Consider the following 12216-nt stretch of genomic DNA (forward strand, 5'->3'; position numbering starts at 1 on the left):
ACCGCAAGAGCTGAGAGCCCGCTGAACGTCGGCTTGACGAACGCCGATACGAATCGTCCTCATCCGGGCCGGCGGCGGGCCGGCGGCCGGGCTCAGGAGCGGGCGTAGACCTCGGGCTTGAGCACCCCGACGTAGGGCAGCTCCCGGTAGCGCTCGCCGAAGTCGAGGCCGTAGCCGACCACGAACTCGGTGGGGATGTCGAAGCCGACGTACTTCACCGGCACCGGCACCTTGACCGCCTCCGGCTTACGGAAGAGGGCGACCACCTCGACGCTCGCCGCCGAGCGCGACTCCAGGTAGCGCAGCAGCCAGGAGAGCGTCAGCCCGGAGTCGACGATGTCCTCGACGACCACGACGTGCCGACCGGCGATGTCGCGGTCGAGGTCCTTGAGGATGCGGACCACGCCGGAGGAGGTCGTGCCCTGGCCGTACGAGGAGATGGCCATGAAGTCGAGTTCGGCCGGGGGGCCGTTACGACCCAGAGCCCGGGCGAAGTCCGCCATGAACATCACCGCGCCCTTGAGCACGCAGACCAGCAGCAGTCCGTCGCCCACGTGGGCGTAGTCGGCGGAGACCTGCTTGGCCAGTTCCGCTGTCTTCTCGCGGATCTGCGCCTCGGAGATGATCACGTGGTCGATGTCGGCGTCGTACCAGGAGCCGTCAGCCATGACTCCTAGCCTGCCGTACGTCGGATGGCCTCCGTCGGCGGGGCCGCACCTTTCGGCACGGTCCCGCCCAGGATTTTTGCCGCAAACGGCGCTAAAGGCATCAGCTGGTACGGGACCGCCAGCGGCGGCCCTCCTCGCTGGGCTTCCAGTCGGCCGAGTCGTGGCTGTCCACGGTGAGGTTCGCCGCGGAGGCGGCGACGAGGAGGACGAGGAACAGGAGGAAGAACAGGAACTCCATGGCGGCGCTCACTTTCGCATGATTGCTGTCGGTTTCGCCGCCGGTGCGCACCGGACTGAGACCAGTCTGCGCCGCCGCGCACCGCCCGCCCAGTGGCAGAGATGCCACTGGGCATCGATTTACTGCCACCTGGCGGGTTACCCTCGTCACATGCTCCGATCCATCGCCGTCCTCGCCCTGGACCAGGTCGCTCCCTTCGAGCTCGGGGTGCTCGCGGAGGTCTTCGGCACCGACCGGACGGCCGACGGCTTCCCCGCGTACCGCTTCGACGTGTGCAGTCCCGACGGCGCTGCCGTACGCACCTCCGCCGGCTTCCACCTCACACCGAACGCCGACCTGGCCCCGCTCGAGGAGGCCGACCTGGTGGCCGTTCCGGCACACGGCCAGGGCACCGTCGTACCCGACTGTGTGCTCGACGCCCTGCGCCGTGCCGACGCGCGCGGAGCCCACCTCATCAGCGTCTGCTCCGGCGCGTTCCTGCTCGGCGAGGCCGGACTCCTCGACGACCGGGAGTGCACCACCCACTGGCGGTACGTGGACGAGCTGCAACGCCGGCATCCCCGCGCCCGGGTGCGCTGCAACTCCCTGTACGTCCAGGACGGTCGGCTGCTCACCAGCGCCGGAACCGCGGCCGGCATCGACGCCTGCCTGCACCTGGTCCGCCAGGTGCACGGCTCGGCCACCGCGACCCGACTGGCCCGGCGGATGGTGGTTCCGCCGCACCGCGACGGCGGCCAGTCGCAGTACGTCGAGGCGCCGATCCCGAAGGCCCCCGAGGCGCCCACCCTCGAACCGGTGCTGGAGTGGCTGATGGGGCACCTGGACCGGACGATCACGGTGGAGGAGTTGGCCGCCCGCGCCGGCATGGCCGCGCGGACGTTCGCCCGGCGGTTCCGTGCCGAGACCGGCACCACCCCGCACGACTGGCTCACCAACCAGCGGGTGCTCCTCGCCCGACGCCTGCTCGAGGAGACGCCGCTGAGCGTGGAGGCGGTCGCCGACCAGGCCGGTTTCGGTGACGCCGCGGCGCTGCGCCACCACTTCAGCCGCCGGGTCGGGGCCACCCCGCACAGCTACCGGACCACCTTCCGGGACCGGACCGACGGCGCGGCGGCCCTCAGCCCGAGCTGAGGACCGTCAGTCGGTCGCCGCGACGGAGTACGCGAATGCCTCCGGGCAGGTCGGTCGGACCCTGCCCGTGCCAGCCGCTGACCAGGGCGTCCAGCGCGTCCACGTGCCGGTGCGACAGCGCGCCCCCGACCGCGCCCAGCTCCCGGGCCCAGGCGTGCAGCACCCGAGAGCGTACGGCGGCGGTCAGGCCGGCCAGCTCCGCCACCGCGAGCCCACCGGCGGGATGCCGGGCCGCCACCAGCGCCGCCGCCGCGATCCCGTCCAGGGCGTCGTTGTCCGCCGCCACCAGCCGGGCGGTACGCGCCAGGTTGTCCACCACCCCCGGCCCGAGCGCCCGCACCAACGCCGGCAGCACGTCGGCCCGCACCCGCGAGCGGGCGTACGAAGGATCGGTGTTGTGCGGGTCCTGCCAGGGGCTGAGCCCGAGGACGGCGCAGGCGGCACGGGTCTGCTCCCGGCCGATCCCGAGCAGCGGACGCAGCAGCGGCACCCCGGCCAACTCCCGCCGATCGGGCATCCCGGCCAGCCCGCGTGGGCCGGCACCCCGGGCGAGCGCGAGCAGCACCGTCTCCGCCTGGTCGTCGCGCGTATGGCCGGTGAGCACCGCGACCGCCTCGTGCTGCCGAGCAGCCTCGGCCAACGCCTCGTAGCGGGCCTCGCGGGCCGCCGCCTCCGGCCCGCCCGGACGCCCGCCCACGGCCACCCGCACCGCCACGACCGGCGTCAACCCGGCCTCCCGGGCCCAGGCGGCCACCGCCTCCGCGCGCCGCGCCGAACCGTCCTGCAGGCCGTGGTCGACGGTCACCAGGCCGGCGGGAAGACCCAGCCGGGGTGCCACGAACACGGTCGCCGCGGCCAGGGCCAGCGAGTCGGCCCCACCGGAGCAGGCGACCAGCACCGGCCCGTCGGTCGGCAGGTGGGTCAGCGCGCGACGGACGGCCACCCGGATCGCGGCCACCGGTGGGGCGAGCGCGGCCACCGGCGGCCGGTCAGCCGGCGGACGGGACGGTGCCGGCCGGGCCGTGCACGCGTGCCACCCAGGCGTCCGGGTCGCCCAGCTCCGACAGCCGGGGCAGGGTGAGCGGTGAGTTGAAGATCTGGTTGAAGCCGTCCATGCCGACGCGCTCGACCACGCCGTGCACGAACTTGCGCCCCTCGGCGTACTGGCGCATCTTGACCTCCACCCCGAGCAGCCGGCGGATCGCCTTCTCCAACGGGTTGCCCGCCTCGCGACGACGGTTGAACGAGGCCCGGATCCGCTCCACGCTCGGGATCACCTGCGGGCCGACGCCGTCCATCACGAACTCGGCGTGCCCCTCCAACAGGGTCATCAGCGCGGTGAGGCGGTCGAGGACGGCCCGCTGCGCCGGGGTCTGCACGATGTCCAGCACGCTCGTCCGGCTCTCCGGGTCGCGGACCGCCTCGGACAGCGTCGCGACACCGCGCCGCAGCCGCTCGACGAGATGTTCGCCGCCGCTGGAGGACGCGTCGACGAACGCCTGGACCTCGCCGAGGAAGTAGGCCCGCATCCAGGGCACGGCGGTGAACTGGGTGCGGTGGGTGACCTCGTGCAGGCAGACCCACAGCCGGAAGTCCCGGGAGTCGGCTTCGAGCTTGCGCTCCACCTCGACGATGTTCGGCGCCACCAGGAGCAGCTGCCCCGGGTCGGCCGAGAAGACCTCGTACTGGCCGAGGACCCGGCCGGACAGGTAGGCCAGGACGGTGCCGGCCTGCACCCCGGTCAACCGCGACCCGATCGCCTCGGTGAGCGCGCCGGGCTGTTTGTCGCCGGACAGCCGGCTGACCAGTGGGGTGATCACCTCGCGCAGCCCGGCGATGTTGGTGGCCGCCCAGTCCCGTCGGTCGACCACCCGCACCGGCGGGTGCGCCACCTGCGCCCGCAGGCCGGTGTAGTCGGCCACGTGCCCGGCCGCCTCGTCGGTCAGCCGACGCAGGTCGCCGACCACGTCGGTGGCCTCGGCGTACGACACCCGGGGGCCCGACTTGCTCAACGCCCCCGCGGTGGCGGCGGCCAGATCCCAGTCCACGAACTGCGCCATGAACCCACCGTACCCGCGTCGCGACACCCCGGCCCGGCCTCGCGTCGGCGATCGACGCCGATCGCGGCCCCGCGCGCCGACCCGGACCGGGCCGAGAAACTGGTCAGCGGCAGCCGCACCCGGCCAGTGCGGAAGCGATGCGGTCCAGCGCCGGTTGGGCGGTGTCCGTCCCGCCGGGCACCCGGTCGGTGAGCACCGCGAACGTGAGCAGTCGGCCGTCGGCCGTGGTGACCAGGCCCGCGATGGCGTGCACCCCGGTCAGGGTGCCGGTCTTCGCGCGGACGGCGCCGGCACCGGCAGCGGTACCCGGGGCCCCCCGGTAGCGCTCGCCCAGCGTGCCGGACCAGCCGCCCACCGGCAGGCCCCCGAAGACGCCGGCCAGTTCCGGATGGTCCGGACTCGCGGCCAGCCGGATCAGGTCGGTGAGCAGGGACGGGCTGATCCGGTTGTTGCGCGACAGCCCACTGCCGTCGGAGAGGGTGATCTCCTCGGCGGGCAGGCCCAGCTCCGCCACCTCGGCGTCCATCGCGGCGGCGCCGCCGTCGAACGACGCCTTCTGGTTGCGCGCCAGGGCCACCTGGCGGGCCAGCGCCTCGGCCAGCAGGTTGTCGCTCTCGCTGATCATGATGTCGACCAGCCGGATCAGCGGTGGCGACTGCACCACGCCCAACTCCGTACCGGCTGGCGGGGTGCCACCGGCGGCGGTCGCCAGTGCCGGGGCCTTACCCCGCTTGACGGCGCTGGTCGCAACGCCCAGCAGCCGGGCGAACGACCGACCGGCGGCCAGGTCGGGCTCGGAGACCCGCTCGGCTCCTCCGGGCTCGGCGCCCGGGTCCTTGCGCGCCCCGTCGGTCATCAGCGCGGTCACCGCGCCGCCGTACCCGCCGGTCGGGATGTCGTCGTCCCAGCCGGGGCCGTACAGCGGGCCGGAGTAGACCGTGCCGTCGACGGTGACGCTGGTCGGGGCGGTGCCGCCGAGGGCGGTACGCACCTGCGCGGCCAGGTCGTCCAGGCGTGCCGCGCCGGGGTAGTAGCCCTTCTTGTTCACCGCGAGCGTGGGGTCACCGCCACCGATGATCACCACCTCGCCCGGCTTGGTGCCGGCCACCGCCCGGGTCGGGATGCGGAATCCGGGGCCACGGGCGGCCAGCACGGTCACCGCGGTCGCCAGTTTGGTCACCGAGGCGGGCACCGTTCCGTCGTCCGCACCCTTGCCGTACAGCGTCTTTCCGGTGGTCACGTCGGCCACCGAGACGTTCACCCGGTCGCCCAGGGCGGGTACGTCGACCAACGGGTCGAGCGCGGCCCGTACCGCGTCGGCGCTGGGCAGCGGAGCGTTCGGATCGGGTCCGTTCAGCACGTCCGACGGGTCGGGTTCAGCGCTGGCGCCGGCGGCGGTCGGCGCGGACGCCCCGTCGTCGCCCAGCCAGCCGGCGACCGGGCCGGGACGGGTCACCACGACACCCACTCCGGCCAGCACCAGCAGCACCACGACGGCGAGCACGGTCACCAGTCGCCCGCGACGGCGTGGCGTGGCCGGCGGTTCGACGTCGGCCGTCGAGGGCAGCGCGGAGATCGGCGGGCCCAGCGGCGGTTCGCCGTACGGAGTGCCGACAGCCGGCCGCTCGCCGGGCATCGGGCCACCCCAGGTCGGGCCGCTGGGGGCGGGTCGGACCGACGCGCGGCCCGGGGGGTGCGCGCCGCCCGCCGGGCGGTCCGGGCCGACGACCGGGAAGCGACCGTTGTTCGGTCCTGCCGGGGCCGCGCCGGACGGACGCCACGGCAGGGGTGGTGGCCGCTCGGGAACCGATTCGTCCGGCCGGGGGAAGTGTGCGTCCGGGACCGGGACCCTTCCGGTCGCCCCACCGGGGCCGGATCGCCCGGTACCGCCTACGACGCCCCTGTCCGGACGGTAGTGTGAATCTTCCCTCCCCACGACCCCCTCCTCCCCCAACGAAAATCGGCTTGGGTGACACTACTTCGGTCCGAAGACTATGCGGCGGCCGGAGTCGGCGGGTGGGCATTCACCTGTCCGGAGGGCCGCCAGTGGTTCCGTTAGCCAGCGTGGGCAGACGAGGGAGCGTGCAGATGGATTTCGACGTGACGGTTGAGATCCCCAAAGGTCACCGCAACAAGTACGAGGTGGACCACAAGACCGGCCGGATCCGGCTGGACCGCACCCTGTTCACGTCCACCCAGTACCCGGCCGACTACGGCTTCATCGAGGACACGCTGGGCGAGGACGGCGACCCGCTGGACGCGCTCGTGCTGGTCCCCGAGCCGACCTTCCCGGGCTGCCTCATCCGCTGCCGGACCATCGGCATGTTCCGGATGACGGACGAGAAGGGCGGCGACGACAAGGTCCTCTGCGTGCCCTACGAGGATCCGCGCCAGGAGCACCTGCGCGACATCCACCACCTAGGCGAGTTCGACCGCCTGGAGATCCAGCACTTCTTCGAGGTGTACAAGGACCTGGAGCCCGGCAAGTCGGTCGAGGGCGCGACCTGGGTCGGCCGCACCGAGGCCGAGGCCGAGATCCGCGCCTCCTACCAGCGGGCGCGCGACGCCGAGGCGCGTGGCGAGTCCTCGCACTGACGTACGACCTCCGGCCGGGCCCGGGGGTTGCTCACCCGAGCAGCCCCCGGGCCTTGTCGTACAGGTCGAGCACCGCGCAGGCGACCGGCACCACGGCGACCACCAGGGCCGTGTCGGTGAGATCCGCCACCCTTGCGAGGTACGGCGAGACCGGCCGTCGCGCGTACCCGGCACCCGCGGCCACGGTCACCAGACCCACCGCCGTCCCGCCGAGGACCAGCGCCAGGCGGCCGGTGTCGTCGGCCCGGTCGACCAGCACCGCGCCCAGTACCGCGTAGCCGGCGAGCCCGGCGAGCACCGTCGGGACCCGGTGCCGTAGCGCCACGAACAGCCGGGACCGCAGCAGCAGCACGGCCGAGACCACCGCCACCAGCGCCGGTCCGGCCGTACCACCGGCCGCCCCGAGTACGACGGCGGCCCCGACGGCCAGCACCGCGTGCCCGAGCAGCATCCCGGTGAGCATCTCCTCGGTGCGGGTGACCGCCGCCTGCACCCGGCCGGAGTCCGGTAGGTCCCTGGGCCGTTCCGGCTCGGCGGTGGGTGGGGTGGCCGGCAGGGTGATCGGCGGCAGCGGCAGCTTGCCGAGCCGGATGGCCAGCAGCGGGATCGCCCCGACGGCGAAGACCAGTGCGCTGAGGAGCACCGCCGCCGTGCCGGCGGGGGTCAGCGGCAGCGCGCCGAGGGCCGCGCCGGCACCGAGCAGGCCGATCGTGACGCCGGCCACGAAGATCCGCTGTCGGCTCGCCACCCCGAGCAGCCCGAGCAGCGCCACGAGCAGTAGCGCCACCGAGCCGGCCAGCAGTTCGGCCGCGCCGACCCAGCGCACCGGCACGAGCGGGCCGACCGGGTCACCCGAGCCGACGGCGAGGGCGCCGGCCACGAAGGCGTACGGGAGCGCGTACCCGCCGAGCGTCGCGCCGGCCGCACCGTCGCCGTTGGCGCGGCTGGCGATCGTGCCGGCCACGGTGAGCAGCAGTGCCACCACGGCCGCCGCGACCCAGCCGCTGCTCGACGTCGGGCCGCTGGCGAGCAGGGCGAGCAACCCCACGGCGAGCGGTACGGCGGCACCGGCCAGACCGGCGACCCGGGTGGCGGTGGGCGACCAGGCTCCGCCACGTCGACGGGCGCCGTCGGCGATCGCCTCCACGACGTCGTCGTACTCCAGCTCGGGCCAGTGGGCGCGGGCCGGCACCAGGTGCAGCACCTCGCCGTCGCGGACACCCTGCGGCAGCAGCGCCTGCGCGGTCGCCAGCAGCGCGCCGTCGGTGCGGCGCAGCACCCAGCCGCCGTGCCGTTCCCCGTCGTCGGCCAGTCCCTCCCCGGCGTGCCGGAGCACGTCGGGCAGCAGCTCGGCCAGGGGGACCTGCTCCGGCAGTGCGACGTCCACCCGCCGCTGGGGGGCGCTGATGGTGACGCGTGCCAGTCCGGTTGTCATCGACCGGTCTCCATATCGAACGGCATCGGAGGCTGCGGGGACGACAGGACTTTACCTACCATGAGCCAGGCTCGGGTTACCCAGCGCAGTCAGGAGGCCGAGTGTCCACCGTCGTCATCAAGCGCCCACCGCGTCGGCCGGCACCGGAGATCCCCGTCGGCGAGCTGCCCGTCGAGGCGCCACCGGAGATCCCGGCGGTGGCCGGCGGCCGGTGGCAGCAGGCGCTGATGATCCTGCCGATGCTGGGCGGCACGGTGGCGATGGCGATGATGTTCGGGCGGGGTGGCGGCGCGTACTCGTACGTCGTGGGCGGCATGTTCGGGCTCTCGTCGCTCGCGATGCTCGTCACCACGTGGGGCAGCGCCTCCGGCACCCCGAAGAAGTCCGAGATGATGGCGGCCCGCCGCGAGTACCTGCGCCACCTGGCGACACTGCGCCGTCGGGTCCGGCAGACCGCCGGACAACAGCGCGCGGGCCTCTACTACCGACACCCCGACCCGGCCCGGCTGTGGTCGACCGTGGACAGTCGCCGGCTCTGGGAACGCCGCCCCGGCGACCCGGACTTCGCGGTGGTACGCGTCGCCGTCGGTCCGCAGACGCTGGCCACCCCGCTGGTGCCGCCGGTCACCCGGCCGCTCGAGGAGCTGGAGCCGATGACAGCCGGCGCGCTGCGCCGGTTCCTCGACGCGTACTCGGTGGTGCCGGAGCTGCCGGTGGCCCTGTCCCTGCGCAGCTTCGCCCGGGTGCACGTGCGCAGCGCCGCCGGCAGCGGCCCGACCACCGGCGGACCGCGCACGCCGACCGGTGACCCGGCGGCGCGGGCCCTGGCCCGAGCCGTGCTGATCCAGCTGGCCGTGTTCCACGCGCCCGACGAGCTGCTGATCGCGGTCTGCGCCGGCCCCGAACGCCGCGCCGCCTGGGAGTGGGTGAAGTGGCTCCCGCACGCGCACCACCCCGGGCAGACAGACGCGCTCGGACCCGCCCGGCTGGTGACCTCGTCGGGCGCGGAGCTGGAACGGCTGCTCGCCGACGTGGTGGCCAGCCGCTCCCGGTTCAGCCCGGCCGGTCCGGCCACCGACGGCCCGCACGTGGTGGTGATCCTCGACGGCGGCGACCTGACCGAGGCCACCGACCTGACCGGCGACGGCGGCATCGACGCGGTCACCGTGCTGGACCTGGACACGCCACCGCCGCGCCTGCTCGACCGGTACGCGCTGCTGCTCGAGCTGCGCGGCCGGCGGCTGCACTCGTGGTCGGTGGACGGGCACGCCGAGGTGGGCAGCGCCGACCACCTCGACCTCGCCGACGCCGAGGCCGTCGCCCGGCGACTGGCGCCACTGCGGCTGGCCGGCACGGCCCGCGGCCCGGACGCCCCGCTGGAGGTCGAGCTGGGCCTACCGGAGCTGCTCGGCCTCGGCGACCCGGAGAGCTTCACCGCCGAGCAGGGTTGGACGCCGCGTTCGCCCCGGGACCGACTGCGGGTGCCGATCGGGGTGGGCGTCGACGGTGGCGCCATCGAACTGGACCTCAAGGAGTCCGCCCAGGACGGGATGGGCCCGCACGGTCTGCTCATCGGGGCCACCGGGTCGGGCAAGTCCGAGCTGCTCCGCACGCTCGTGCTGGGGCTGGCCGCGACGCACAGTTCCGAGCAGCTCAACTTCGTCCTGGTCGACTTCAAGGGCGGCGCCACCTTCGCGCCGTTCGACCGGCTGCCGCACACCGCCGCGGTGATCACCAACCTGGCCGACGCGTTGCCGCTGGTGGACCGGATGGTCGACGCGATCAACGGGGAGCTGGTCCGCCGGCAGGAGTTGCTGCGCCGCGCCGGCAACTTCGCCAGCGTGCGCGACTACGAGCGGGCCCGCGCGGCCGGCAGCCCGCTCGCCCCACTGCCGTCGTTGCTGCTGATCTGCGACGAGTTCTCTGAGCTGCTCTCCGCCAAGCCCGACTTCATCGATCTGTTCGTGCAGATCGGTCGGCTGGGTCGGTCGCTCGGAGTGCACCTGCTGCTCGCCAGCCAGCGCCTGGAGGAGGGTCGGCTGCGCGGGCTGGACACGCACCTGTCGTACCGCATCGGCTTGCGCACCTTCTCCGCGCTGGAGTCCCGCACGGTGCTCGGCGTGCCGGACGCCCACGAGCTGCCCCGCTCGCCGGGCCACGGCTACCTGCGCGCCGGCACCGATCCGCTGGCCCGGTTCAAGGCGGCGTACGTCTCCGGCACCGTACGTCGCCGGACCGCCACGGCCGGCGGCACGGGCGACGGCGAGGCCCGCCTGCTCACGTTCACCACCCACGCCGTGCCGCTGCCCGAGCCGGCGACACCGGCCCTGCCCATGGTGGCCGAGGACGAGCCCGGCCGGGAGACCCTGCTCGACCTGCTTGTCGACCGGCTCGTCGGGCAGGGCCCGCCCGCGCACCAGGTGTGGCTCGCGCCGCTCGGTGACCCGCCGGCCCTGGACGAGCTGGTCGGCACGGTCGAGGTGGACCCGGCGCGCGGGCTCACCGTGGCCAACCCCGAGCTGCACGGGGCGCTGAGCGTGCCGGTGGCCGTGGTGGACCGGCCGTTGGAGCAGCGCCGGGACCTGCTCTGGCTGGCCCTGGACGGTGCGGCCGGGCACGTGGCGGTGGTCGGCGCTCCACAGAGCGGCAAGTCCACGGCGCTGCGAACGCTGATCTGCGCGTTGGCGCTCACCCACACCCCGGCCGAGGCGCAGGTCTACTGTCTCGACTTCGGCGGTGGGGGCCTCACCGCGCTGCGTGACCTGCCGCACGTGGGCGGGGTGACCGGTCGGGCCGACCCGACCGCCGTACGACGCACCGTCGGCGAACTGACCACCCTCCTGGCCGACCGGGAGCGCCGCTTCGCCGAGTTGGGCGTGGAGTCGACGGCCGCGTACCGGCAACGTCGGGCCGCCACGGCGACGACCGGTCAGCCGGATGCCGACCCGTTCGGCGACGTCTTCCTGGTGGTGGACGGATGGAGCACGCTGCGCAGCGAGTACGACGACCTCGAACCGCTGGTCACCGACCTGGCGACCCGTGGTCTGTCGTACGGGCTCCACGTGGTGGCCACGGCCCTGCGCTGGCTGGACTTCCGCCCGGCGATCCGGGACCTGTTCGGCTCCCGGCTGGAGCTGCGCCTCGGCGACCCGGCCGACTCGCTGGTCGCCCGGCGGGCCGCGGCGAACGTGCCGGAGCGTCCCGGCCGGGGGGTGACGGCCCAGAGCCTCCACTTCCTGACCGCGCTCCCGCGACTGGCGGGCCCGAGCGGTGGCACCGCCGAGCTGGTCGAGCGGATCACCGACAGCTGGTCCGGGCCGGTGGCGCCTCCGGTCCGACTTCTCCCGCCGGTGCTGCCGTACGCCGATCTGGATCTCACCGCCACCACCGGACTGCGGCTGCCGATCGGTGTCGCCGAGGCCGACCTGCGGCCGGCGCAGCTCGACTTCGCGGCCGAGCCGCACTTCGTGGTCTTCGGGGACGCCGAGTGCGGCAAGTCGTCGTTCCTGCGGGCGCTGGCCGCGTCGATCACCGCGCGGTTCACGCCGGAGGAGGCCCGGGTCATCCTGGTGGACTACCGGCGCAGCCTGCTCGGTGCCATCGAGACGCCGCACCTGATCGGCTACGGCACCGCGGCCGCGCACACTGCGGACCTGGTCGAGTCGGCCGCCGGCTACCTTCAGCGGCGGGCGCCCGGGCCGGAGGTCACCCCGCAGCAGTTACGTGACCGCTCGTGGTGGTCGGGGCCGGAACTGTTCGTGCTGGTCGACGACTACGACCTGGTGGCGACCGGGCCGGCGAACCCGTTGCGGGCCCTGGAGGAGCATCTGCCGCACGCCCGCGACGTCGGCCTGCACCTGGTGCTGGCCCGCCGTTCCGGCGGCGCGGGCCGCGCCCAGTACGAGCCGATCGTGCAGCGGCTGCGGGAGCTGTCCACCGCCGGACTGGTGATGGCGGGCAGCCCGGAGGAGGGCGCGCTCGTCGGGTCGGTACGCCCCGGGCCGCTGCCGCCGGGCCGTGGTCGGTTGGTCACCCGGCGGGAGGGCGTACGCCTCGTCCAGCTGGCACATTTGCCGCCACCGTGACCTG

General features: G+C 74.2%; 9 protein-coding genes. 3 read left to right on the forward strand and 6 right to left on the reverse strand.

The window, feature by feature from the left end:
• Positions 1-92 precede the first annotated feature (92 nt).
• Together hpt and ACN269_RS18240 are read right to left on the reverse strand one after the other, a co-directional pair.
• Positions 93-668, reverse strand: a complete 576-nt coding sequence (gene hpt / locus ACN269_RS18235) for a hypoxanthine phosphoribosyltransferase (RefSeq protein WP_421473568.1) — start codon at positions 666-668, stop codon at positions 93-95.
• Between the two features lie 100 nt (positions 669-768).
• Positions 769-918, reverse strand: coding sequence for a hypothetical protein (locus tag ACN269_RS18240; protein ID WP_421476699.1), 150 nt, complete (start codon positions 916-918; stop codon positions 769-771).
• 138 nt (positions 919-1056) lie between these two features.
• Here ACN269_RS18240 and ACN269_RS18245 point away from each other — a divergent pair, with 138 nt between their 5' ends.
• Entirely contained in the window at positions 1057-2037 is a 981-nt protein-coding gene (locus ACN269_RS18245) for a GlxA family transcriptional regulator (protein WP_421473569.1), read from the forward strand.
• Here ACN269_RS18245 and tilS read toward each other — a convergent pair.
• The 3 genes from tilS to dacB form a co-directional block, all read right to left on the reverse strand.
• Positions 2024-3016 carry a tRNA lysidine(34) synthetase TilS gene (gene tilS, locus ACN269_RS18250; protein WP_421473570.1) on the reverse strand — a complete coding sequence of 331 codons (993 nt, stop codon included), beginning with the start codon at positions 3014-3016 and terminating at the stop codon, positions 2024-2026. The genes ACN269_RS18245 and tilS overlap by 14 nt on opposite strands.
• A 10-nt stretch (positions 3017-3026) precedes the next feature.
• Positions 3027-4097, reverse strand: coding sequence for a zinc-dependent metalloprotease (locus tag ACN269_RS18255; protein WP_421473571.1), 1071 nt, complete (start codon positions 4095-4097; stop codon positions 3027-3029).
• A 103-nt stretch (positions 4098-4200) separates the two neighbouring features.
• Positions 4201-5733, reverse strand: coding sequence for a D-alanyl-D-alanine carboxypeptidase/D-alanyl-D-alanine endopeptidase (gene dacB, locus ACN269_RS18260; RefSeq protein ID WP_421473572.1), 1533 nt, complete (start codon positions 5731-5733; stop codon positions 4201-4203).
• Positions 5734-6185: 452 nt separating this feature from the next.
• On the opposite strand from dacB, the gene ACN269_RS18265 reads away from it, so the two are divergent.
• Positions 6186-6692, forward strand: coding sequence for an inorganic diphosphatase (locus ACN269_RS18265; RefSeq protein WP_393052500.1), 507 nt, complete (start codon positions 6186-6188; stop codon positions 6690-6692).
• A gap of 31 nt (positions 6693-6723) precedes the next feature.
• Here the strand turns inward: ACN269_RS18265 and eccD are convergent, their stop codons facing one another.
• A complete protein-coding gene (eccD, locus tag ACN269_RS18270; protein WP_421473573.1) occupies positions 6724-8127 on the reverse strand; it encodes a type VII secretion integral membrane protein EccD in 1404 nt (467 codons plus the stop codon).
• 101 nt (positions 8128-8228) lie between these two features.
• Here eccD and eccCa point away from each other — a divergent pair, with 101 nt between their 5' ends.
• On the forward strand, positions 8229-12212 hold the full coding sequence (eccCa, locus tag ACN269_RS18275; RefSeq protein ID WP_421473574.1) for a type VII secretion protein EccCa: 3984 nt from the start codon (positions 8229-8231) through the stop codon (positions 12210-12212).
• Positions 12213-12216 lie beyond the last annotated feature (4 nt).

Source organism: Micromonospora sp. WMMD736 (assembly GCF_049179015.1).
GTDB lineage: Bacteria > Actinomycetota > Actinomycetes > Mycobacteriales > Micromonosporaceae > Micromonospora.